We start from the raw sequence: 24,461 nt of genomic DNA on the forward strand, positions 1-24,461 counted from the left end.
AGAAGCGGAGCGATGGCAAGGCGGCTGCGTCTATTGGACATAAAATGGCTAGTCAATAGTTATTGTTGTAATTTTATTACTAATTCATCCATTAAATGATTATCAATGATCGCGGCGATGCGGGGCCAATCGGCGGGAGGCTGGCGGGAAAACCAGGTATATTGCCGCTTCGCATATTGTCGCGTCGCGATCCGGCCGCGCTCGACCATGGTTTCGCGGTCGATTTCCCCCGCCAGCCAGGCCGCGATCTCCGGGACGCCGATGGCCCGCATGACGGGAAGCTCGGCCGAAAGCTTGCGCGCCAGCAGCGCCTCCACCTCCCCGACGGCGCCATGGTCCACCATCTGCCCGAACCGCAGGTCGCAGCGGTCGATCAGCCAGTCGCGCGGGGGCAGCAGGACCATGGGCGCCAGGGCGATGTCCCTGCCTATGCCGCCGCTCTTGTGCCGTTGCCATTCTGACAGGGGCTTGCCGGTCGATCGCACCACCTCCAGCGCGCGGCCGACGCGAGTGGTGTCCGCGGCGGCGAGACGGGCGGCCGCCTCGGGATCCTCCCTTGCCAGCGCGGCATGCGCCTCGGCGACCGGCATAGCGCGCACGGCAGCGCGTATGGCAGGATCGATGTCCGGCACCGGGGCGATACCGTCCAGCAGGGTGCGCAGATAAAGGCCGGTGCCGCCCACCAATATGGGCAGGCACCCCGCCGCATGCGCCTTGCCGATCTCGTCGCGCGCCTCAGCCGCCCAGCGCGCGGCGGTGCAGGCTTCCGCGCCGTCGATATGGCCGAACAGCCGATGTGGAACGCCCGCCATTTCCTCCTCGTCCGGCCGGGCCGAAAGGATCCGAAGGTCGGCATAGACCTGGCTCGCGTCCGCATTGATGACGATGCCGTTCGCCATCCGGGCCAGCCGAACCGCGAGCGCACTCTTGCCGCTGGCGGTTGGCCCGGCAATAAGCGCGACGCGCGGGCGGGATTCGCCCATCCTTGAGTCAGGAGTTTCCATGTTCGTTGCGACCTTAGTGGCAAGTGGTGCCTTGAGTCAGGAGGATATTGCCGAGGCGGCCGGCCGGCTCGCCACGGTGGGTTGCGCGCCTGTCGATAGCAAGTGGCTGGACGAGGGCAAGGCGGCCGACATCTTCTTCGGCCTTGATCCGATTGCCGCGCGCGCTGCGCTCACCGGGGTTGGCGAGCGGGCGGACGTGATCGTCCAGCCCGCCGAGGGGCGTGAGAAGAAGCTGCTGATCGCGGACATGGACTCCACCATGATCACCGTCGAATGCATTGACGAACTGGCCGACTATGCCGGGATCAAGGCGCAGATCGCGGAGATTACGGAGCGGGCAATGCGCGGCGAACTCGACTTTGCCGGCGCGCTGCATGAGCGGGTCGCCCTGCTCAAGGGACTGGCGGACGCGGCCATCGACCAATGCCGGACCGAGCGGGTGAAGATCATGCCGGGCGCAAAAGCGCTGGTGCGCACGATGAAGCAGAGGGGGGCAAGGACGCTGCTCGTGTCGGGCGGGTTCACGCGCTTCACTGGCCCGGTGGCGGAGGAGATTGGCTTCGACGACGCCGTCGCCAATGTGCTGGAGATCGCCAACGGCGCCCTGCTGGGCACGGTGACGCTTCCGATCGTGGACGCTGCGCGCAAACGGATGGAGCTGGAGGCGGCGATCAACGACGGGATCGATCGGCCGCTGACGCTCGCCGTGGGCGACGGCGCCAATGATATACCGATGATCCAGGGGGCCGGGCTGGGCGTCGCCTATCATGCCAAGCCCAGGACGCGGGAAGCGGCGGCGGCCGAAATCGTGCATGGCGACCTCTCCGTGCTGCTCTATGCGCAGGGCATCGCTTCGGCCGAGTGGGTAGAGGCCTGATCGCCTCGATATCCTGGAGCGAAGGCAGAGGCAGGGCCTCATCAGAAGTCCTCTGATCCGCCACCGCACGGTTGAGCGCCGATCGAGCACTAGAGCGGGTTTCGATCTGATTGAATCAGATCGCCGCTCCAGATTCCTTGTTTTTCGCGATTTCTTGACCAGCGATCGGTTCCGATCGCTTGGAAATCGCTCTATTCTTCGTTTTTGCTCAATGCGCGGCCAGCATCCACAGCGCCATGGCTACCATCATGACATTTTCCGTCAGGGACACGAAGCCCAGCGGCACATTGCTGCTGCCGCCGACGCAGGCGCATTTGAGTTCGCGCTTTTCGAGATAGACCGCCTTGAACACCGAAACCGCGCCGATCCCGCCGATGAACAGCGCCAAGGGGATCGACAGCCAGTCGAGCGCTCGCGCCAGCATCAGCGTGCCTGCGCCCAGTTCAAGGAACGGATAGACATATCCATAGGGGACAAGGCGGCGGGCAAGCAGGTCGTAGTTCAGGAACATCGTCGCAAAGCGATCCACATCCTGCAATTTCAGCATGGCGAGCAGCATCATGGCGATCGCGATGAAGCGTTCCGCAGTCATGATGCCGAGCAGGGGCAGGGCGGTCAGCCAGTTGGTCACGAGCGCGAGCAGGCCCGCCACCGCGAAGACGACGAGGACGGGCGTATAGCTTTTTGCCTGCGGGTCGGCGACCTTCAGGCCGAAAAAACGGCGAAGGTCGTCATGGCCGCCGATCCTTTGCCCGTCGATGAAGATCTGCGGCGTCGTCGCGACATCGTGCGCGGCCTTGAAGGCGTCGGTTTCGGCACGGCTGGTGAGCCAGTGATCATCGACAGCATAGCCTTTTCGCTTCAGCAGCCAGCGGGCCTTGAGGCCGAAGGGGCAGATGTGGTCGGGCATCACCATGCGATAAAGCTCTGCTTTGCGCGGAGCTTCGGCGGCGGCTGTGGTCATCGCATCGCTTTCTCTTGAGAGTTTCGCTTCGCATCCCATATGGGGTCCGTACCATGGTCCGGAGTCAAGCATGGTGATGACGATTTCCGGTCTGGCGCGCGCGGGCGGCGTGGGCGTCGAGACCATACGCTTTTATCAGCGGCGCGGCCTGCTGGACACGCCCGACCGGCCGGAGGGCGGCGGCCTTGCCGGTGGCGTGCGACGCTATGGCGAGGACGATGTGCGGCGTTTGAAGTTCATCCGCGCGGCACAGGCGGCCGGCTTCACCCTGGATCAGATCGGTGAGTTGCTGCGGCTGGACGCCGGTCAGGATCGCGCACGGGCGCGTGAACTGGCGGCGGAGCGGCTGGCGGCGCTGGACAGGAAGATCGCGGAACTGGAAGCGGCAAGGGACAGTCTGCGGCGGCTGGCCGGCGCCTGCCATGCCTCCCGGGAGGGGCCTTGCCCGATCATCTCCGCCTTCGAAGAGTAGGGCTTGGAGGAGTAGGGCAGGGCGTCAGAACCCGGACATCAGCCCGTCGATCGCGCCCTGCAAAATATAGCTCGCGGCGAGCTTGTCCACCAATTCCTCCCGCCGCGCACGGCTGGCATCCGCCTCCAGCAGCGTCCGCGTCACCGCCTGCGTCGACCAGCGCTCGTCCCACAGCAGGATCGGCAGGCCCAGGTCCGCGATGTTGCGGGCAAAGGCACGGCTGGCCTGACTGCGCGGGGATTCGCTGCCGTCCAGGTTGAGCGGCAGGCCGATCACGACGCCCCTCACCAACTGCTGCTCCATGAAAGCCGCCAGCGCGATCTTGTCCTTGGTGAACTTGCCGCGGCTGACCGTATGGGCCGGGCTGGCGATGGACCATTCCGCATCGCAGAGCGCAAGGCCGATGGTCTTGGTGCCGACATCCAGCCCGATCAGGCGGCCGCCATGGGGCAGGGCTTCGCGGAAAACCGCGCGGTCGGCAGTGACAATGGACATGTTTACTTCTTCAGAAAGGCGGCCAGCCGCTGTTTCGCATCCTCGCGCACATCGGCCCAGAACAGCGCATAGTCATAGACGTGATAATTATTGCCCGGCAAGGTGAACGGGCCCATGTCCACCGGTTCCCCGATCATCAGCACGCCACTGGTGTCGCAGCGCGCCGGGACGACGCCGGCGACCAGCCGGGTGGGCTTGCCCGCGTCCCGCGCATCCAGCGTGCCGCGATTGGCGCTGGCGGGGGCCGCGCCGTTGAAGGCGCCGGTGATCGGGTTGGTGCAGAGCATATGCGTGCCCTTGTGCGGCCGACCGGTGAAGCTGGGCTTGCGCTCGAAACTCTCGATCGCGGCCGATGGATCGGCCGGTTCGGCATAGCTTTGCCAACTCACGATGCAATGCGACTGCTGCCGCCGCGCGCATGCGGGAAGGCCAAGCGCCGGCAGGTCGGCCTCGACCGAAATCGGCCAGCCCACGGCATAGACGGCGGCGATGCGGTCAGCGACCGGCTTTCCCGCTACCTGCTCGCGCAGCAGCCTCAGCAGATGGAACGAACCCTGGCTATGCGCGGCGAGGATCAGCGGCCCCTGCGGATTGGCCTTGAGAAAGGCGGCAAAGGCCTGGGCGACGTCGCGATAGGCTGCGGCGAGCGACTGGTCGCCCGCGGGCTTGTTGGTCAGGAAGGCGCCATAATTGGCCTGGCGGTAGCGCGGCGCCCAGATGGCGCCCACCGCGTTGAAGGCGCTCGCTTGATTCTGCACGAAGCGCCGCGCCGTCGTGAGCGAATCCTGGTCGTCCAGGTGCATGTTCCAATGCGCGTCGCCCAGCGTCGTGATGTAGGATGTCGGGTGGATGAAGAAGACCGCAGCCTTGTCGCTGGCGGGCGCGTCCTTCACCCCCTCCGGCAGCCAGGCGGCGGGATTGTCCTTCCTGATGTCGGGCCGCGCGATCCACATGCCGGCATCGTCATAGGCGTTGGCCGGCAGGGGCTGAATCTGCGCAAAGGCCTCCCGCGGGACCATGACCGCCCGGATCATCTGCATGCCCCAGATGCGATAGGCCAGCAATGCCGCGATGACCAGCACGATCAGGCCGGCTACGACATAGAGGAATTTGCGGGCCAATCGGCGCTCTCCATCGGGATGCTGTGCAGATGCTTTCCTGTCTGGCGCAAGCGCAACATGCGCGCAAGGACTTGAAGCATGAAGGTGCCGATGGTAGCGGCGGCGCATGTCGATAGACCTTCAGACCGTAAAGAAGATCGCCAGCCTTTCGCGCATTTCGGTGACGGATGCCGAAGCCGAGGCGATGGTGCCCGAACTCAACAACATCCTTGGCTGGGTGGAGCAACTGGGCGAGGTGGACGTGACCGGCGTGGAGCCGATGACCGCCGTCATTCCCAACACGCTGCGCCTGCGCGAGGATGTCGTCACCGACGGCAATGTCCGCGACCGGGTGCTGGCCAATGCGCCGCAGGCCGAACATGGCTTCTTCGCGGTGCCCAAGGTGATCGAATAATGTCAAATCCTACAGACAAAAGCGCGCTGACCGATCTGACGGTGGCGGAAATCCGCGACGGCTTCCGTGGCGGTGACTTTTCCGCGCGCGAAGTGGCAGAGGCGTTCAACGCCAATGTCGCCGCCGCCAAGGCGCTGAATGCCTTCATCGTCGAGACCCCGGAAAAGGCCCTGGAGGCCGCCGACGCCGCCGACAGGGCGAAGGCTGCGGGCGAGGCTTTGAAGCCGCTTTCGGGCGTGCCGATCGGCATGAAGGACCTCTTCTGCACAGAGGGCGTGCAGACGACCGCTGCCAGCCACATGCTGGAAGGCTTCACGCCGACCTATGAATCCACCGTATCGAAGAAGCTGTGGGACGCGGGCGCGGGCATGCTGGGCAAGCTCAATCTCGACCAGTTCGCCATGGGTTCGTCGAACGAGACAAGCTATTACGGCAATGTGATCTCGCCCTGGCGGCGCGGCGGCGGCGACAATGCCGCGCTGGCGCCGGGCGGTTCCTCGGGCGGCTCCTCCGCCGCGATCTCTGCGCGGCTCTGCCCTGCGGCGACCGGAACCGACACGGGCGGCTCGATCCGCCAGCCGGCGGCCTTCACGGGCATTTCCGGCATCAAGCCGACCTATGGCCGCTGCTCGCGCTGGGGCATCGTGGCCTTCGCCTCCTCGCTCGACCAGGCCGGGCCGATGGCGCGGACGGTGCGCGACAATGCGATCCTGCTGGAGACGATGGCGGGCTTCGATCCCAAGGATTCGACCTCGCTCGATCTGGCTGTGCCGCAGTGGGAAGCCAATCTGTCCAGCGATCTCAAGGGCAAGAAGGTCGGCATTCCCAGGGAATATCGCCCTGACGGTCTGAACGCGGAAATCTCCGCCATGTGGGATCGCGGCATCGAATGGCTGAAGGACGCGGGCGCCGAGGTGGTGGAGGTGTCGCTGCCGCATACCAAATATGCGCTGCCGACCTATTATATCATTGCGCCCGCCGAGGCTTCTTCGAACCTCGCCCGCTATGACGGCGTGCGCTATGGCCAGCGCGACCTGCCCGATGGGGCGGGCCTGCAGGACATGTATGCTGCGACGCGTGCCTTGGGCTTTGGGCCGGAGGTCAAGCGCCGCATCATGATCGGCACCTATGTGCTGTCGGCGGGCTTCTACGACGCCTATTATACGCAGGCGCAGAAGGTCCGGGCGTTGATCGCGCGCGATTTCGAACAGGCTTTCGAAAAGTGCGACCTGCTGCTGACGCCCACCGCGCCGAGCGCTTCCTTCGCGCTGGGCGAGAAGCAGGCTGATCCGCTCGCCATGTATCTGAACGACGTCTTCACCGTGCCTGCGTCGCTGGCGGGTCTGCCTGCCATGGCGGTGCCGGGCGGGCTGGACGCGCAAGGGCTGCCGTTGGGTTTGCAGATCGTTGGCAAGGCGCTGGACGAGCAGACCGTGCTGAACGCAGGCCTCGCCATCGAGGAACGCGCAGGCTTCACGGCGCGGCCGGAGAAGTGGTGGTAAGATGCACTTCGCGGAACTCGTGGAGGGCATAGTCGATATGCTGAGCTGTTTCACAAGTTCAGGGAGGCAGAAATATCAACGTAACGATGATCGTCCGGCCAAGCGTCGCAGGATCAGCGTTGCAACGGCGGATGCGACCGTAGATCGTCCCAAGACAAGATTGTGGGGCAAGGGTCGTCGAAGCAGGGATCGGATCGCTCCGACGGAAATTGATGGGCAAGAAGCGAAATGACTGAATCAACCTATCGCATTCAGGGCGCAACCGGCGAGTGGGAGGTCGTGATCGGCCTGGAAGTCCATGCGCAGGTGACGAGCCAGGCGAAGCTCTTTTCCGGCGCGGCCACGGCCTTCGGCGCGGAGCCGAACACGCAGGTCAGCCTGGTCGACGCGGCCATGCCCGGCATGCTGCCCGTGCCGAACCGCGAGTGCATCCGTCAGGCGGTGCGCACCGGCATGGCGATCAGGGCGCAGATCAACAAATGGTCCCGCTTCGATCGCAAGAATTATTTCTACGCCGACCTGCCGCAGGGCTACCAGATCAGCCAGCTCTACCACCCGCTGGTGGGCGAGGGTGAGATCGAGATCACGCTGGACGAGAAGAACCCCGACAGCAGCACCAAGACCATCGGCATCGAGCGCATCCATGTCGAGCAGGACGCCGGCAAGCTGATGCATGACCAGCATCCGACGCGCTCCTATGTCGACCTCAACCGTTCCGGCGTGGCGCTGATGGAGATCGTGTCGAAGCCCGACATGCGGTCTCCCGCAGAGGCAGGCGCTTATCTGTCGAAGCTCAGGACGATCCTGCGCTATGTCGGGTCGTGCGACGGCAATATGGACCAGGGGTCGATGCGCGCCGACGTCAATGTGTCCGTCCGCAAGCCGGGCGAACCCTTTGGCACCCGCACCGAGACGAAGAACGTCAATTCCGTCCGTTTCGTCATGGCTGTCGTCGAACATGAGGCCAGCCGTCAGGTCGACGTGCTGGAGGCCGGCGGCAAGGTGGTGCAGGAAACCCGCCTCTACGATCCGGACCGGAATGAGACGCGCTCCATGCGGTCGAAGGAAGACGCGCATGACTATCGCTATTTCCCCGATCCGGACCTGTTGCCGCTGGAACTGGACGACGCCTTTCTGGAGGAATGCCGCCAGTCGCTGCCGGAACTGCCCGACGCCAAGCGTCAGCGCTATGAGCAGGCGCTGGGCCTGTCCGCCTATAATGCCGCCACGCTGACCGCCGACGCCGACACCGCGCGCTGGTTCGAGGCGCTGCTGGCAGAGGGCGCGCGCATCCAGAAGAAGAGCGAGGGCGAGGTCGCCAAGGCTTCGGCCAACTGGCTGCTGTCGGAACTTTACGGTGCGCTCAACCGCCTGGGCAAGACGCTGGAGGAAAGTCCCGTCAACCCGGAAGAGGGCGCGGAACTGCTCGCCCTCATCGCCGATGGCACGATCAGCGGCACCATCGCCAAGCAGGTGTTCGAGATCATGCTCGAAACCGGCGAGAGCGCGCCGAAGATCGTCGAGGAAAAGGGCCTGAAGCAGACGAGCGACACCGGCGCGATCGAAGCGGCGGTGGCCAGGGTTCTTGCCGATAATGGCGACAAGGTCGAACAATATAAGGCGGGCAAGGAGGCGCTGTTCGGCTTCTTCGTCGGCCAGACGATGAAGGCCATGCAGGGCAAGGCCAATCCGCAGGTCGTCAATGAACTCGTCAGGAAGGCATTGGGCTGATCTGTTTCTAGGGCCGGCATGGGGATGCCGGCCTTTTATGGGGGGTGGATATGAACAGGGGGATTTTCGTCGCGGGGCTGTGCCTCGCGGCATGCGTCGCGACCGTCGCGGCGCGGGCGGAAACGCTCAACAATGACAGTGTCGTCGCGCTGGTTTCGGCGGGCCTGGGGGATGAAGCCGTGATCGCGAAGATCAAGGCTTCGCCCGCCCAGTACAGGCTCTCCACCGATGACCTGATCGCGCTCAAGAAGAGCGGCGTTTCCGGCCCCGTCATCGCCGCGATGATCGAGGCGGGATCGCAGGGCATCACCTCCGCCAAGGCGGCGATGTCGGCGGACTCGCCCGATCCGCTCGTGCCGCATCCCTCCGGCATCTACATGCTGGTCGACGCCGCCCAGCCTGCCCGGATGGCCCGGATCGATCCCACCATTTCCAACCAGAGCAAGACCGGCGGCATCCTGGGCTACGCCTTCACCGGCGGCATCGCCTCCCTCAGCATCAAGGCGGTCATTCCCAATGTCAGCGCCCGCATCGTCTCGGGCAAGGCGCGGCCCATCTTCTACTTCTATTTCGATGAGGCCAATCGCAGCCTGTCGCAGGCAGGGGCGCCGTCTCTCTGGCTGGCAGGGCCGGCGACGGCGATCACCTCGCCCAATGAATTCAGCCTGATCCAGTTCGACGTGAAGAAGGACCGTCGCGAAACCCGCGTCGGCAGCATGAATCTGGGCGGCGCCAAATCGGGCGTGATGGACAAGGACCGCATCGCCTTCGATTATGAGCAGGTGGCGCCCGGCGTCTTCAAGGTCATGCCGAGGGTGGATCTGGGCACGGGCGAATATGGCTTTCTCTATTCCGTCAGTGCCGGCTCCGGGCCCGGCATGTGGGGCGGGGGCACGGGCGGCGCGCGAATCTTCGATTTCGCGATCCGGCCCTGAAGGCAGGACAATAAAAGGGGCGCTGCCGGGGGAAGGCAGCGCCCCTTCCTTTAGGGCCATGACACCGTTGGGAAGACGGCTTAGGTCATGGCGGATCGGCGGGCCCGGAGGGTCTGTGGGGTGTGGCCCGCCAATTCACTGCTAGGACGTCACAGGATGAAGTTAACCGTCGCCCGCAGGGACAGGGCGACGTGATTTTGTTGTTGTTCCGCTCCGAATTCGCCGCCGACGCGGAAACTCTCGGTGCCGCCGATCAGGCGCGCGCGCCCGGTCCAGCCGCTGGTGCGCTTGTCCGCGATCAGGGTGAAGTCCTCGCCGCCGACATAATGCGCGGTCGTGTCGCCCAGCGATCCGCCGATGATCTGCCGACGCCCGCCCTCCAGCTCGAACCGCATCCAGCCATCCTCGCGGTTGCGGCTGCCGAAGTCGTAGCCGACGGTGACATTGCCGCTGGCGGTCAGCTCGTCGCTGGTGCGGCTGTCGACGATCAGGTCGAACGCGTCGCCGCCGCCCGTTTCGCTATAGCCGCCTTCTTTCAGCCTGTAATAGTCGATGCCGGCCGCTGGCCGCAGGGTGAAGCGATTGAAGCGCATTTCATAGGACCCGCCCAACGTCGCCGAATAGAGCTTGCCCGACCAGTCGCCGTTCGCCGTGCGGACGAGGTCGCCGGATGCAAAGTGGCGACCGCCGCGAAAGTCGATATGGGCGGCCGAAACACGGGCATAGGTCTGGAACGGCCCGAAATCGCCGCGCCAGTGTGCCGCCAGTTCGAACTGATCCGAATCGACCACATTGTCGTTGCTGCCGGACGAATCGCTGCCGTGAATATAGGCGATGGATGCGCCCAGCGCGCCGATCCCCGTCAGATATTCCGCGCCAAGGCTCGCACCCCATCCATTGATGTCATAGGACGCCGTGTCGCCCACGCTCTTGGAGCTGCCGAACGCGACCTGTTGCAGCCAGAAACCCAGATTGCCGTCAGCCGTGCGATAGATGCCGCCCGGATCGGCCAGGATGCGGGCGGTGGCGCGCGAACCGGCGGTCACCGCCTCGAACGTGCCGCCGGCATGGTCGGGCAGCATCTGCTGCAGATTGGCCTTCAGCGTGTCGCCGTCGGTAATGGCGAGATAGTTGCTGGCAAAGGCGCTGTCCTTGTCCAGCGCGTTGAAGATCGCGTCATAGGCGCGCGCCTGTGATCCGGTCAGGCCCAGATCGGACACGGTCTTGGCGGCGATCGACAGGGTCACTTCCCCCGTGGCCGCATTGCTGGTGATGCCGCCCTTGAACATATAGGGGATCAGCGTCGTGCTGGAGAGGGCAGGCGTGCCGTTCAGCGATCCGGCGCGGACGATGACATAATTGCCTTCGGACCCGGCAACGCGGGTCAGGGTCGCCTTCACCTGCGATCCGCTGGCGAAGTTTGCGGCTCCGGCGACATTGTAGAGCGTATTGGTGCCATTGGCGGTGTCGACCGTCACGCCGATGACGGATGATGCGCCGACGGAGAGCGAGGCAAGCGCGACGGGACCATTGTTACTGGCGTTGAGCATGCCGCCGTTCACGACGACCGCGGTATTGCCGGCGTTGCTGATGGCGCCGTTCAGGGCAGCGGTGCCGGAGAGGGTCAGCGTCGATGGACCCCCGCCGAAATCCACGCCGCCGTTGATCTGCGAACTTCCGGAGAGCGCCAGGCTGGAACCATTTCCGCCCATGGCCACATTGCCCGCCAGGGTGGAGGAACCGGACAGGCCCAGGCTGTTGCTGCCTCCGCCCAGGTCGACATTGCCCGCGATGCTGCCTGCCGACACGGTCATGACATCATTGCCCGACCCCAGCCGCACGTCCCCGGTGATCTTCGGCGCCGTTGCGGTCGCCGAGGCAAGCGACTGCGTCAGGGTAACGCCGCTGCTGTTGGCGGTCATATCGATGGCGACGTTCGATCCGCTCTTGCCCCCCGTTGCCGAAATGGCGCCGCTGTTGGACAGGGAGGACACCGTGCCCGACGCATCGAGGATGGCGATGGCCGCGCCGTCCGTGCTGCTGATCGCGCTGGCGGAGATGGTGCCGCTGTTGACGATGGCGCGGCTCGTCGCGCCTGCATCGATCACCAGCGCGCGGGCGGAGGTGCCGGCAAGTTTCGAACCCGACGCGCCCACCGTGCCGCCGATCTGGATGGTATCCGCCATGGTGCCGCTGCCCAGGCGAATGGCCGTGGCATTGCTGTCATAGGATACCGCGCCGACCGATCCCGACACCAGCAATCCCTTGGTCAGCGTGACATTGCCGCCCAGCCCGCCAATGACCAGGCCGTTGGCGTTCACGCCATCATAGACGCCTTGCCCGATGATCGTTCCCTTGACGATCAGGCCATAGCCGGAACTGTCGGCTGCCACCGCGCCGATGGTCGTGGCCGCCGTGGCCGAGCCGATCTGCACCGCAGCGGCCGAGCCATAGGTGATGATATTGGCGGACCCTTCGGTAGCGTCGGGCAGCCCGTCATTGTCGACGTCCGGTTTCGTGCTGTCGAGCGTGGGCGGGATGTCGAAGATGACGCCGCCGGTCACATTGCCGGCGATCGTCACCGCCGATCCACCCTGAAGCAGATCGTCGGGGTCCAGTTTGGAAATGTCACTGGGCCGCGTCGTGTAGCGGTAGCCGGTGCTGGTGATCGTGCCCTGGATCTTGACCGCTCCGTTCACGTCCCCCTGCAGGGCCACGCCAATGCTGTTGGCGCCCGTGACCGTGGTCGTTCCGCGGATCGTGACATTGCCCGTGACCGCATTGGCCAGCACGCCATAACCATTGTCGCCCAGCACGCTGGTGGAGCCGCTGGTCGACAGATTGCCGGTCAGCGGCGCATCGATGCGGATCCCGGCCGACTGGTTGCCCTCCACCGTGATGGTTCCGCTGCTGTCGATATTGCCGATATGCGCCGCGCCGGACTGGACCCAGATGCCGTAGCGGTTCGAACCCTTGGCGAAGGGGCCGTCCAGATCGCCGTCATTGTCGGTGTCGGTGGCCGTATAATCCTCGTCCAGGGTGATCGTGCCGCTGTTGCTGATGTTGCCGCTCACGCCCGCGATCGAAAGAATGCCGGTCGCGCCGTCCGCGTTCGAAATCTTCAGCGTACCTGCATTGCTGACATTGTTGTTGCTGTCCTGGGTGATGGCGGTGCCGCTGGTCAGGGTGACCGATCCTGCGGAACTGACCGTCACGTCATCGGGCGCGCCGTTGGCGGCGGTGGCTGTCCTGACCGCCGTGGTGGTGGAGGAACCTATGGTGGTTTCCGCCGCCGCATCGGCCACTGCAAGAGCGGCCAGAACGGGAGCGATGGCCGTACAGGCCAGTAGATTGCGCATGATGTCTCCTCTGCGTGCCGCGCCTCTTGTCGATGAGCGCGCATGCGGGGGAGACGGCGCCGGACCGGCCGGTCCGTCACCTAAAAATAATGAGACGCAGGATCAGAAGGCGAAATCCATCCCCAACCGGATCGTCCGGGGACGCTGGGGCGTCACATAATCGCCGCTGATGTCGAACGGCGTGCCCAGCGAGAAGCGGTTGCCGCTGCTGTCGAACAGGTTGGTGAGAGACAGCGACCATTGCATGGGTCCGCGGGTCAGCGCGGCGTTGAACGCCGTGTCCACATAATTGCCCTGTTCGCGTCCCAATATCGGTCCGACGCCCAGGCGCGACTTGCCGACATAGCGGGCCGATCCGCTGAGATGGAGTTGCATCTCGTCTCCCACGCGCGCGCGGTAGTCGACGCCGATGCGCCCGCCCAGATTGGCGACATTGGGCAGGCTCAGCGACTGCCCTTCATAAGATAGCAGCCGCACGAACTGCGCCGGACGGTTGAGCCGACTGTCGTTGAAGATGATGCTGCCGTCCAGCGTCAGGCGCGGGATGGGGCGGACGACGACGCGCCCCTCCACCGTATAGATGCGTCCGTCCCCGATATTGTCGGTGGTCGGAATGCCGATGCGATCGGTGACGTCGGCCTGGATGTCCTTCCACCTCGTATAGGCGAGATTGCCGGTCAGCGCGATCCTGTCGACGCCCGGAATGCCCCGGCGAAAGCCCAGTTCCAGCGTGGAGGCGCGGTCGTTGCGGAAACGCTGGATATGCTGGTCGTCGACCGCCAGCCCCCCGGGGCGAAATCCCTGCTGGAAACGGGCGTAGATGGTGGTTCCCCGCCAGGCGTCGGTCAGCAGCGAGAAGGAGGGGAGGAAGATCGTTTCGTTCCGGTTCGCCTGCGCCTCGGCCCTCGCAATGGCGGCGAGGGACAGGAGGGCTATGGGATCGAGCGCCTCGCCGGTCAGGCGGCTGTTGGTCAGCCGGCCACCGACCGTGGCGATCAGGCCGCGCACGGGTTCGAAGGATGCCTCGCCGAACAGCGTCGCCTCGCGGATGCGGTTATGCACGCCGGTCGACGTCGCCGGCATGCCGCGCCCGTACATCGGCACGCCGGGAATGACCTGCGGCTGCATCATGTCCGCGCTGTAGGATGTCAGCGAACGATGGATGTCCGACGTGCTTTCCAGATAGGACGCGCCCAATATCCAGCCCAGACCATTGTCCAGATCGCGGACAATGCGGTTTTCGGTCGAGAAGATATCGACCTTGTTCCTTTGCCGGAACAGGGCGGCGGGCGCATCGGCCCCGAACGGGTCATATTGCGTCGCGTCATAGCTTTCCGTCAGGACGTTGTGGACGAAGCCGGTGGACGAGATGAAACGCAGATCGTTCCACTGCCTTTCGATGCGCAGATTGGCGAGCGCATAGCTGGACGAATAGGGCTGGGCGACGGCGGATGCGCGCTCGAGTTCGCCGACATCCTTTTCCGCATATTGGGCATCGTCGCCCTTGATACGCTGGAAAACGCCGGTGAGGTCCATGGTCCAGTCCTCGTTCGGCGCGAAACGCAATGCGGCGCGACCGCCATAGGTGCGGATGCGGTTGACGTCATGCCTGTTGCGCAGGACGTCGTCGATATAGCCGCCATCCTGCACGCCGTAACCAACGACGCGCAGCGCGATCTTCTCCGTCACGATCGGCAGGTTGATCGTCGCGGAGAGGTCCCCGCCGGGCGCGCCATGTTGCGTGGCGCTGAGGCCGGCGGAAGCCTGCCCGCCGGTGCGCACCAGATCGGGTGCATTGGGTATCATGCGCACGATGCCGCCCAGCGAACCGGCGCCATAGAGCGTGCCCTGCGGGCCCTCCAGCACTTCCACCCCCTGCATGTCATAGAGCCGCAGGTCGGGGTCGGGCGCCGCATAGTTGAGCCGCATGTCGCCCAGATACTGGCCCGACGTCGCCTGCGTGGGGCCGGCAACGCCGCTGTCGGCGATGGCGCGGATGAACAGCTTGTTGCGGCCTTCGCCGGCATGGGTGGAACTGAGGCTCGCCACGCGGAAGATCAGGCTGGCGGTGCCCCCGGCCGCCTCGGCGGCGGTGAAGGCGTCATCGCCCACCACATCGACCATGCCGGCATAGCGGGGCAGCGGGGTGTCGCGCTTGGACGCGGTGACGATGATGTCGGCAGGTTCGGGCGCGGCCTGCGCAACGGGCCGGGCTATGTGGGGGCGGCCCTGTTCGCGCGCGGTGGCAGTCCGCACGATCCGCCATGTGGTCGCGTCGATCCGCCGGATGCTGGCGTCGCTGCCCTTGATCAGCCGCTTCAGCGCAGCTTCGACCGAGAGGCGGCCTGCCACGGCCGGCGTGGCGATGCCGGCCAGCGACTGGTCGGACATGCCGATGCTGGCTCCGGTCTGACGGCCGAGCGCTATCGCCGCCTCGCCCAAATGTCCGGGGGCGATGCTGATTTGCTGTCTATCCGCCGCCCGCGCGGGCGAAGCGGCCATCATGGCGAGGGCGGTGACGATCAGGACGTCAGCGTGGCGGGCCATCCCCCTCCTTCAACAGCCAGCCGTCGCCTTCCCTGACGGCGCTAAGGCCCATCAGTGGCGCCGCCTGACCAAAGAACCGCGCCGGATCCCGGTCCAGGCGGATCGTGCCGGTGAAGCGCATGGCTCCCGCGCCGGGCGTGGCGGTAAGCCGGACGCCCAATGAACGGGCGATGTCGGCGCTGATCTGCGTTACCGGGGCATTGGCATAGCTCAGCCGGCCCTGGCGCCAGCTTGCCACGGCATCGGTCGCGATATCCATGACGCGCAGGCCGTTCTCGTCATCGGTCAGGGCGCGACCGGCGGGGAGCGCGATCGCCTCCGCCTTCGGATTGTAGATGACCTCGCCCTCCGACACGCCGATGCGCGTCGCTGTGCCGGTCCGGACGATGTTGAAGACGGTGCCTGCATCCTCGAACAGCGCGTTGCCCACTGTGACGCGGAAGGGGTCGGCCGGGTCATGTCGCACGGTGAAAGCGGCCTCGCCGCTGTCGAGTGCCGCGAAACGCGCGTCATGGCGATCGAAACGCATGGTGGTGCCACCGTTCAGTTCGATATGCGTGCCTTCATCCAGCGCGACGGTGCGCGTTTCGCCGGGCCGGGTCGTGACGGTGTAGATGTCGCTGTGGTTCCACATGCCGATCGACAGCGTCGCGACCAGCGCCGCGGCCACTGCGCCGCCGCCGATCAGCGATCTCGGCCAGCGCCAGCCACGCGTGCCCGCATCATTGGCGGGCGCGGCGATGACGACCGGCTCTGCAGGAATGATCCGCACCAGGTCGGCGTCCGCCGCCATCAGCGCGTCATAGGCAGGCGCATGCGCGGGATCGGCCTCCAGCCAGGCGGTGAAGGCTTCCCAATCGGCAAATTCGGGATCGCGCGTCCGGATGACCCATCCGAGCGCCTCCTCGTTCATCATGGCCTTAGCCCCGTTCATTTCAGCCCCTCATCTGAACCAGACGCCACCGCCATCCTCATTCCGTATCCAGTTTCTGCTTGAGGGCGATCATCGCGCGATAGGCTTTCTGCAGGTCCTTCTCCACGGTGGTCAGGCTGACGCCCAGCTCCTCCGCGATCAGCCTTTGTCCCACGCCCTCCAGACGGAAGCGACGGAACACCATCTCGACCCGCGGCCCCAGGGACCGCAGCACGGCGCGCGCCTCCTCCAGCCGTTCGTTCAGGACCAACCTTTCATCGACGGCGATATCCTCCGACGGATCGGCCATCACGCCGCCCGCACCCTCCGCCCAATCCTGTTCGCGCCGTTCCCGCCGCGTGGCGGACCGATAGCGATCGAGCATCAGGTTGTTCGCCATGCGGTAAAGATAGGGCAGGGGATCGGCGATCGGGCCGAGATCCTTCTCCTCCAGCTTCATCCACATGTCCTGCAACAGATCCTCGGACTCATCGCCCGCGCCGCGCGCGCGCAAAAACCGCAGCAGGGCAGGGCGATTGTTCAGGAAGATGGCGGAGAGGCCGGTAGCCATGAAGAACGTGCGTCCAGTGGGATCAGGCGGTTGCCATAAAGGGCCGATGAGGGCGTTGCAACGGGCAAGCGGTCCATGGGATCTTGCCATTTACCCGCGGCCATGCCTGTTCTAGGACGGATCGACATTCAGGTGATGACGAGCCGAAAATGGTGGTTTTTCGTGACCCGGCGCGCAGCCTGCTTCCAGTAGGTGAGCACCGGAAGCACGGAAAGCCGCCATTTGCAGGCCGCCAGGACTGAATGTCGATCCGTCCTGGATGGTCAGGTCGGCAGGAGGATCGATGCAGCTAATCGGGCAGGTGGACGTGGCGGCGGCGCGAGCGGCCGGCATGGATGCCGGAAAATTGCAGGCGCTGGCCGATTTCGTCCATGATCGCTATGTCGCGCCCGGCAAGCTGCCCCATATGCAGTTGCTCGTGTCGCGTGACGAGCAGCCGATCGTCTCCGTCCGCAGCGGCGCGGCGCGAGCCACCGGCGAGCCGCTGGGCGACGACGCGCTTTACCGCATCGCCTCCATGACCAAGCCGGTGACATCGGTCGCCTTCATGATGCTGGTGGAACAGGGGCTGGTCGCGCTGGACGATCCGGTGGTGAAGGTGCTGCCGGAATTTGCCGACCTCGCCGTCGGCGCCGATGGAATCGGGCGGATGCGGCGACCGATACTGATGATCGACCTGTTGCGGCACACCTCTGGCCTGACCTATGGATTGCAGCGGCAGACGGCCATTGACGCGCGCTATCGCGATCTTGGCCTGGACGAGTTCCAGCAGAAGCGCAGTTCCGACGACTTCATTGCGACCCTCGCCGCGCTGCCGCTGGAATTTTCGCCCGGTGACCGATGGAATTATTCGGTTTCCACCGATGTGCTGGGCATCGTGGTCGAACGGCTGAGCGGCCTTGACCTGGAGCGCTATTTTCGTGAGCGCATCTTCGATCCGCTGGGCATGCCCGACACATTCTTCGAACTGCCGGAGGACCGGGTCGAGCGGATGACGGACGCGTGGCAGTGGGCACCGGACGGCACGCTTTCGCTTTACGACCGGGGCGCGCGCAGCGGGTGGCGCCGGCCGCTCAGGCTGCGTTCGGGCGGCGGCGGCCTCCTATCCTCCGTGGCTGATTACCACCGCTTCGCGCGGATGCTGCTGCGCGGCGGCGAACTGGACGGCGTGCGGCTGCTGAAACCGGAAACGGTCGCGACGATGCACGCCAATCATCTGCCCGGCGGCGGCGACCTGGCCGGCCTGTCCTCCTCCATGTTCAGCGAAGCGGATTATGCGGGCGTCGGTTTCGGCCTGGGCTTCGCGACGGACCTTCGGACGCAGGAATATTATTGGGGCGGGGTGTTCTCCACCTTCTTCTTCATCGATCCGGTCGAGCGGCTGATCGCCATATTCATGACCCAGCATTTTCCCTCGAGCATCCATCCGGTCCGTCGCGAGTTGAGGCAGGGTGTTCGCCGTGCCATCGCCGAAAGCCGCACCGATTAATTGCTGCGCTGCAAAATTTGCTGGTGGCGCGCCTCGGGACGGCGTGCCATCATCGCGCCTGGACTCAAAGGCGAAAGGGGCACATTTATGAACCTGAAAGGCCAAACCACCCTTCCCAAGCCCGCTCCGCGGCAGGTCGACCCACAGGTCCTTGCCCATGAGATCGTCGAGCGGCTCACCTACCGGATCGGCAAGAACGCGACGGCAGCCAAGCCGCATGACTGGCTGCATGCGGTGATCCTCGCCATTCGCGACCGGGTAATCGACGCCTGGATCGCCTCTACGGAGAAAACCTATCAGGAGCAGGGACGGCGGGTCTATTATCTGAGCCTGGAATTCCTGATCGGACGGCTGATGCGCGACGCGGCGTCCAACATGGAAATGCTGGACGACATGCAGGCGGCCTTGGCGTCGCTGGGCGTCGACATCGACATTATCGCCGCGCTGGAACCCGACGCCGCCCTGGGCAATGGCGGCCTTGGCCGACTTGCGGCCTGCTTCATGGAGAGCATGGCGACAGTGGATGTGCCCGCCTATGGCTATGGCATACGCTATGTGAACGGCATGTTCCGGCAGGAAATTTCGGACGGCTGGCAGGTGGAACTGCCTGAAACCTGGCTGACCCATGGCAATCCCTGGGAATTTGAACGGCGCGAGGCGAGCTATGAGATCGGCTTTGGCGGCCGGGTCGATCCGTCGGAAAATGAGGATGCCGGTCCCCACCAGATGCGCTGGCGCCCGGCCGAGCGGGTCATCGCCACGCCCTATGACACGCCGATCGCGGGCTGGCGGGGCAAGCGGGTCAACACGCTTCGCCTGTGGGAAGCCCAGCCGATCGATCCGATCCTGCTCGACCGTTTCAACGCTGGCGACCATCTGGGCGCGCTGACGGAAAGCAATCGGGCGGAGGCGCTCACGCGCGTGCTCTACCCGGCCGACAGTTCCCCGGCGGGTCAGGAATTGCGGCTGCGGCAGGAATATTTCTTCTCTTCCGCATCCCTGCAGGACATCGTCCGGCGGCATATCCAATATTTCGGCGATATACGCACCCTGCCGGACAAGGCGGCGATCCAGCTGAACGACACCCATCCGGCGGTTGCCGTCGCGGAACTGATGCGGCTCCTCCTCGACGATTACGGCCTCGACTTCGACGAGGCGTGGGACATCACCCGCCGGACGTTCAGCTACACCAATCACACGCTGCTGCCCGAAGCGCTGGAAAGCTGGCCGGTACCGCTGTTCGAACGGCTGCTGCCCCGGCACATGCAGATCGTCTATGCAGTGAACAGCCGGCTGCTGGGGGAGGCGCGACGCCTGAAGGCCGAAGATGGCGCGGGCCAGTTCGACGACCGGGCCATCGGCACCATCTCCCTGATCGATGAGGGGGGAGAGCGGCGGGTGCGCATGGGCAATCTGGCCTTTGCCGGATCGCACAGCGTCAACGGCGTGTCGGCGCTGCATACCGAATTGATGAAGGAAACGGTTTTTGCCGATTTCCACCGGCTCTACCCGACGCGGATCAACAACAAGACCAATGGCGTCACCTTCCGCCGCTGGCTGATGCAGTGCAATCACGGGCTGTTCGAACTGATCAGGGAAGCGATCGGGGACCGCTTCATGGACGATCCCGAAGCGCTGCGCGAGCTGGACCGCTTCGCCGACGACAGCGCGTTCCAGGAGAAATTCCTGGGCGTCAAGCGCGCCAACAAGGTGGCGCTGGCCGATCTGCTGCGCCAGCGGGTCAATGCCCGGATCGATCCTTCGGCCATGTTCGACATCCAGATCAAGCGCATCCATGAATATAAGCGGCAGTTGCTCAACATCATCGAGGCGGTGTCGCTCTACGACCAGATACGGTCGCACCCGGAGCGGCATTGGGTGCCGCGCGTCAAGCTGTTCGGCGGCAAGGCGGCGCCCAGCTATCACAATGCCAAGCTGATCATCAAACTGGCGGGCGATGTCGCGCGGGCGGTCAATCACGACCCGGCGGTGAATGGCCTGCTGAAGGTGCAGTTCGTACCCAACTACAATGTGTCGCTGGCGGAAATGATGATTCCGGCGGCGGACCTGTCCGAACAGATTTCGACTGCGGGCATGGAGGCGTCGGGCACCGGCAACATGAAGTTCGCCGTCAACGGCGCGCTCACCATCGGCACGCTGGACGGCGCCAATGTCGAAATGCGCGACCATGTGGGGGAGGAGAATATCGTGATCTTCGGCCTCACCGCCGCGCAGGTGAACGAACGGCGCGCCCAGGGCTACGACCCGCGCGAGGTGATCGGCCAGAGCCGCGAACTGGGCCAGGCGCTGGATGCGATCGCGAGCGGCGTCTTTTCCCCCGACGATCCGGGACGGTACAAGGATCTGGTGCAGGGCATCCATGATCATGACTGGTTCATGGTCGCGGCCGACTTCGACAGCTATTCCGCCGCGCAGCGCCGGGTGGACGGAATATGGCAGGACCAGGCGCTATGGGCGCGCAGGGCGATCCACAATGTCGCCCGCATGGGCTGGTTCTCGTCGGACCGTACGATCAGGGAATATGCGACGGACATCTGGAAGGTGCCGGTTTGAAGCGAGGCCGGATCTAGCGTGGGCCCGAACCCGGAACAGATCGCCCGCCTGCTGGAGGGGCGGGAGGATGATCCCTTCGCCACGCTTGGCGTCCATCCGGCGGCAAAGGGTTTCACCGCCTGCGTCTTCCTGCCGGACGCGGTGCGGGTCGAGGCCTGCAGACTGGACGGCAAGGCGGTCGGCATGTTGGACCGGTTCCATCCGGAGGGGCTGTTCTTCGGCAGGATCGCCATCCGCAAGCGCCAGCCGCTGCGTTACAGGGCGACCTATGCCGATGGCGGCGAACATGCGCTGATCGATCCCTACAGCTTTGGCCCGGTACTGGGGCCGATGGACGATTATTATTTTGCCGAAGGGTCTCATGCGCGGCTGTTCGACAAGATGGGCGCCCATATCATGACCCATGAAGGGGTGGAGGGCACGCATTTCGCGGTCTGGGCGCCCAATGCGCAGCGTGTGTCGGTGGTGGGCGACTTCAACCGCTGGGACGGACGCCGGGCGCCGATGCGGCGTCGCCAGGATGCGGGCATATGGGAAATCTTCCTGCCTGAACTGGGCGTCGGCAGCGCCTATAAATATGAGATTGTCGGGCCCGAGGGCAATGTCCTGCCGCTGAAGGCCGACCCCTTCGCCTTCCGCTCCGAATTGCGGCCCGCCACCGCTTCCGTCGTGGCGGCCGCCCCGGACCATGACTGGGGCGACGAACGCCACCGCGACTATTGGCAAAAGGCCGATCCGCGTCGCGAGCCCGTTTCCGTCTATGAGGTGCACGCCGGTTCCTGGCAGCGCGACGATGACGGCAATTTCCTTTGCTGGGATGCCCTTGCCCAACGGTTGATCCCCTATGTGGTCGGCATGGGCTTTACCCATATCGAATTCCTGCCGATCAGCGAATTTCCCTATGATCCGAGCTGGGGATACCAGACCACCGGGCTATACGCGCCGACCGCGCGCTTTGGCGATCCGGAGGGCTTTGCCCGTTTCGTCGATGGCGCGCATCGTGCGGGCGTGGGCGTCATCCTCGACTGGGTGCCCGCCCATTTCCCCACCGACGCCCATGGGCTGGCCCGTTTCGACGGCACCGCCCTTTATGAACATGCCGATCCGCGCAAGGGATTCCATCCCGACTGGAACACGGCGATCTACAATTTCGGCCGGCGGGAGGTGGCGCAATATCTGGTCAACAACGCCCTCTTCTGGGCGGAGCGCTACCATGTCGACGGGCTGCGGGTCGATGCCGTCGCCTCGATGCTCTATCTCGACTATTCCCGCAAGGAAGGGGAATGGATCCCCAACAGCCAGGGCGGACGGGAGAATGTGGAGGCGGTCGATTTCCTGCGGCAGATGAACAAGGCGCTCTACGGCACCCATGGCGGTGTCATGACCATCGCCGAGGAATCGACGAGCTGGCCCAAGGTGTCGCATCCCGTCCATGAAGGGGGCCTGGGCTTCGGCTTCAAATGGAATATGGGCTTCATGCACGACACGCTGCGCTATCTGGCGCGTGATCCGGTGCACCGCGCCCATCACCATGACGACATCACCTTCGGCCTGCTCTACGCCTTTACGGAGAATTTCGTGCTGGCGCTGAGCCATGACGAGGTGGTGCATGGCAAGGCTTCCCTGCTGCACAAGATGCCGGGGGACGACTGGCAGAAATTCGCGACCCTGCGCGCCTATTACACGATGATGTGGGGCTATCCGGGCAAGAAGCTGCTGTTCATGGGGCAGGAATTCGCCCAGCGCGATGAATGGAGCGAGGCGCGGGCGCTGGACTGGCATTTGCTCGATCACGCGCCGCATCGGGGCGTGCAGTTGCTGCTGAGCGACCTCAACCGCCTCTACCGCTCCCGTCCTGCGCTGCATGCCCGCGATTGCGAGCCGGAGGGGTTCGACTGGGTCCTGGTCGATGCGGCGGCGGACTCGGTCTTCGCCTGGGTGCGACGCGCGCCCGGCGTGGCGCCCATCGTCGTCATCAGCCACTTCACGCCCACATTGCGCCACGGATACAGGATGCGCCTTCCCTCCGGCGGCCGCTGGCGGGAAATCGTCAACAGCGACGCCGTCGACTATGGGGGCAGCGGCGCGGGAAATATGGGAATTGTCGTCGCTGATGAAGAGGGGTGGGCCAATGTCACCATTCCACCGCTTGCAACGTTGATGCTGGAACTGGAATATTGAAACGAACGGGCGGAATATCAACGCTCGCGAGCATGAAGGAGAAGAGGGCGATGCAACCAAGGAACCAGCCGATCGCCCGTGACGCCATGGCATATGTACTGGCCGGGGGCAGGGGCAGTCGTCTTGCCGAACTGACCGACCGGCGCGCAAAGCCCGCAGTGCATTTCGGCGGCAAGGCCAGGATCATCGATTTCGCCCTGTCCAATGCGCTCAACAGCGGCATCAGGCGCATCGGCGTCGCGACGCAGTACAAGGCGCATTCGCTGATCCGGCATCTCCAGCGCGGCTGGAACTTCTTTCGCACGGAACGCAATGAAAGCTTCGACATCCTGCCCGCCAGCCAGCGCGTGTCGGAAAGCCAATGGTATGAAGGCACGGCCGACGCGGTCTTCCAGAATATCGACATCATCGAAAGCTATGCGCCGGAATATATGGTCATCCTGGCGGGCGACCATGTGTACAAGATGGATTATGAACTGATGCTCCAGCAGCATGTCGACAGCGGCGCGGACGTCACTGTCGGTTGCATGGAGGTGCCGGTGAAGGAAGCCAGCGGCTTCGGCGTCATGCATGTGGACGAGCAGGACGTGATCACCGCCTTTGTGGAAAAGCCGAAGAACCCGCCGCATATTCCCGGCAGTCCCGGCATGGCGCTGGCGTCCATGGGCATCTATGTCTTCCGTACCGCCCTGCTGATCGAGGAACTGCGACGCGACGCGGACGATCCGGACAGCAAGCGCGATTTCGGGGGCGACATCATCCCGCATATCGTCCGCCACGGGAAAGCCGTGGCGCATCGTTTCTCCAACAGTTGCGTCCGCGCGGAAAGCGAACCCGTGCCCTATTGGCGCGACGTCGGAACGATCGACGCCTATTGGCAGGCGAATATCGACCTCACCGATGTGGTGCCCTCGCTCGACCTCTATGACCATAGCTGGCCGCTCTGGACCTATTCCGAAGTCACGCCGCCGGCGAAATTCGTCCATAATGAAGAGGGGCGGCGCGGTTCCGCCACATCGTCCCTGATCGCGGGGGGATGCATCGTGTCGGGATCCTCGCTGCATCACAGCCTGCTCTTCACTGGCGTGCGGACGCACAGTTTCTCGTCCGTGACGGAAAGCGTCGTCATGCCCAATTGCGTGATCGGCCGGGGTGCGCGGCTGCACAAATGCGTGCTGGATTCGGGCGTCATCATCCCGCCGGGCCTGATCGTCGGAGAGCATCCCGAACATGACGCGCAACGTTTCCGACGAACGGACAGCGGCGTGACGCTGATCACCCAATATATGATCGAACGGCTGGTGGACTGATCTTGGGCAAGGCAGGGGAAAG

General features: G+C 64.7%; 18 protein-coding genes. 10 read left to right on the forward strand and 8 right to left on the reverse strand.

All coding sequences use genetic code 11. The features are described 5' to 3' along the window. Window positions 1-59: 59 nt before the first annotated feature. Window positions 60-1,004: a tRNA (adenosine(37)-N6)-dimethylallyltransferase MiaA gene (miaA, locus tag MRBLSP13_RS09380; protein WP_363754122.1), complete on the reverse strand. Its 945-nt coding sequence runs from the start codon at window positions 1,002-1,004 to the stop codon at window positions 60-62. On the opposite strand from miaA, the gene serB reads away from it, so the two are divergent. After that, complete coding sequence (serB, locus tag MRBLSP13_RS09385) at window positions 1,003-1,881, forward strand: phosphoserine phosphatase SerB (RefSeq protein ID WP_363754124.1); 879 nt, start codon at window positions 1,003-1,005, stop codon at window positions 1,879-1,881. The two genes, miaA and serB, sit on opposite strands and share 2 nt — an antisense overlap. A 208-nt stretch (window positions 1,882-2,089) precedes the next feature. Here serB and MRBLSP13_RS09390 read toward each other — a convergent pair whose 3' ends face one another. Next, complete coding sequence (locus MRBLSP13_RS09390) at window positions 2,090-2,845, reverse strand: glutaredoxin (RefSeq protein ID WP_363754126.1); 756 nt, start codon at window positions 2,843-2,845, stop codon at window positions 2,090-2,092. 70 nt (window positions 2,846-2,915) lie between these two features. Here MRBLSP13_RS09390 and MRBLSP13_RS09395 point away from each other — a divergent pair, with 70 nt between their 5' ends. Beyond that, a complete protein-coding gene (locus MRBLSP13_RS09395; protein WP_363734984.1) occupies window positions 2,916-3,317 on the forward strand; it encodes a MerR family transcriptional regulator in 402 nt (133 codons plus the stop codon). Between the two features lie 24 nt (window positions 3,318-3,341). Here the strand turns inward: MRBLSP13_RS09395 and ruvX are convergent, their stop codons facing one another. Both ruvX and MRBLSP13_RS09405 read right to left on the reverse strand, forming a co-directional pair. Further along, window positions 3,342-3,812 (reverse strand): Holliday junction resolvase RuvX, encoded by a 471-nt coding sequence (gene ruvX, locus MRBLSP13_RS09400; protein WP_133651939.1) that lies wholly within the window; start codon window positions 3,810-3,812, stop codon window positions 3,342-3,344. Window positions 3,813-3,814: 2 nt separating this feature from the next. Then, complete coding sequence (locus MRBLSP13_RS09405) at window positions 3,815-4,933, reverse strand: DUF3089 domain-containing protein (protein ID WP_363754129.1); 1,119 nt, start codon at window positions 4,931-4,933, stop codon at window positions 3,815-3,817. Window positions 4,934-5,039: 106 nt separating this feature from the next. On the opposite strand from MRBLSP13_RS09405, the gene gatC reads away from it, so the two are divergent. From gatC to MRBLSP13_RS09425, 4 genes are all read left to right on the forward strand, one after another. Then, window positions 5,040-5,327 (forward strand): Asp-tRNA(Asn)/Glu-tRNA(Gln) amidotransferase subunit GatC, encoded by a 288-nt coding sequence (gene gatC / locus MRBLSP13_RS09410; RefSeq protein ID WP_133651941.1) that lies wholly within the window; start codon window positions 5,040-5,042, stop codon window positions 5,325-5,327. Beyond that, complete coding sequence (gene gatA / locus MRBLSP13_RS09415) at window positions 5,327-6,829, forward strand: Asp-tRNA(Asn)/Glu-tRNA(Gln) amidotransferase subunit GatA (protein WP_363734980.1); 1,503 nt, start codon at window positions 5,327-5,329, stop codon at window positions 6,827-6,829. The genes gatC and gatA overlap by 1 nt, the downstream gene beginning before the upstream one ends. Window positions 6,830-7,057: 228 nt before the next feature. Continuing rightward, the gene (gatB, locus tag MRBLSP13_RS09420; RefSeq protein ID WP_363734978.1) at window positions 7,058-8,560 is read left to right on the forward strand and encodes an Asp-tRNA(Asn)/Glu-tRNA(Gln) amidotransferase subunit GatB; all 1,503 of its coding nucleotides are present in this window, start codon (window positions 7,058-7,060) and stop codon (window positions 8,558-8,560) included. 50 nt (window positions 8,561-8,610) lie between these two features. Beyond that, window positions 8,611-9,495, forward strand: coding sequence for a hypothetical protein (locus MRBLSP13_RS09425; protein ID WP_363754131.1), 885 nt, complete (start codon window positions 8,611-8,613; stop codon window positions 9,493-9,495). Between the two features lie 149 nt (window positions 9,496-9,644). Here the strand turns inward: MRBLSP13_RS09425 and MRBLSP13_RS09430 are convergent, their stop codons facing one another. The 4 genes from MRBLSP13_RS09430 to MRBLSP13_RS09445 form a co-directional block, all read right to left on the reverse strand. Further along, window positions 9,645-12,854, reverse strand: coding sequence for an autotransporter domain-containing protein (locus tag MRBLSP13_RS09430; protein WP_363754133.1), 3,210 nt, complete (start codon window positions 12,852-12,854; stop codon window positions 9,645-9,647). A 102-nt stretch (window positions 12,855-12,956) separates the two neighbouring features. After that, window positions 12,957-15,401 (reverse strand): TonB-dependent receptor domain-containing protein, encoded by a 2,445-nt coding sequence (locus tag MRBLSP13_RS09435; protein ID WP_363754135.1) that lies wholly within the window; start codon window positions 15,399-15,401, stop codon window positions 12,957-12,959. Then, a complete protein-coding gene (locus MRBLSP13_RS09440; RefSeq protein WP_363754350.1) occupies window positions 15,385-16,317 on the reverse strand; it encodes a FecR family protein in 933 nt (310 codons plus the stop codon). The genes MRBLSP13_RS09435 and MRBLSP13_RS09440 overlap by 17 nt, the downstream gene beginning before the upstream one ends. 55 nt (window positions 16,318-16,372) lie before the next feature. Beyond that, window positions 16,373-16,885, reverse strand: a complete 513-nt coding sequence (locus MRBLSP13_RS09445) for an RNA polymerase sigma factor (RefSeq protein ID WP_133651998.1) — start codon at window positions 16,883-16,885, stop codon at window positions 16,373-16,375. A 283-nt stretch (window positions 16,886-17,168) separates the two neighbouring features. Here MRBLSP13_RS09445 and MRBLSP13_RS09450 point away from each other — a divergent pair, with 283 nt between their 5' ends. The 4 genes from MRBLSP13_RS09450 (at window position 17,169) to glgC (ending at window position 24,439) form a co-directional block, all read left to right on the forward strand. Beyond that, a complete protein-coding gene (locus tag MRBLSP13_RS09450; protein WP_363754137.1) occupies window positions 17,169-18,374 on the forward strand; it encodes a serine hydrolase domain-containing protein in 1,206 nt (401 codons plus the stop codon). An 87-nt stretch (window positions 18,375-18,461) separates the two neighbouring features. Then, complete coding sequence (locus MRBLSP13_RS09455; RefSeq protein ID WP_363734973.1) at window positions 18,462-20,948, forward strand: glycogen/starch/alpha-glucan phosphorylase; 2,487 nt, start codon at window positions 18,462-18,464, stop codon at window positions 20,946-20,948. An 18-nt stretch (window positions 20,949-20,966) separates the two neighbouring features. Further along, window positions 20,967-23,129, forward strand: coding sequence for a 1,4-alpha-glucan branching protein GlgB (gene glgB, locus MRBLSP13_RS09460; protein WP_363754139.1), 2,163 nt, complete (start codon window positions 20,967-20,969; stop codon window positions 23,127-23,129). A 50-nt stretch (window positions 23,130-23,179) separates the two neighbouring features. Then, window positions 23,180-24,439: a glucose-1-phosphate adenylyltransferase gene (gene glgC / locus MRBLSP13_RS09465; RefSeq protein ID WP_363734971.1), complete on the forward strand. Its 1,260-nt coding sequence runs from the start codon at window positions 23,180-23,182 to the stop codon at window positions 24,437-24,439. The last annotated feature ends 22 nt before the right edge of the window (window positions 24,440-24,461 follow it).

Origin of the sequence: Sphingobium sp. LSP13-1-1.1 (assembly GCF_040676415.1) — a bacterium.
In the GTDB taxonomy this organism is placed as follows: Bacteria; Pseudomonadota; Alphaproteobacteria; order Sphingomonadales; family Sphingomonadaceae; genus Sphingobium.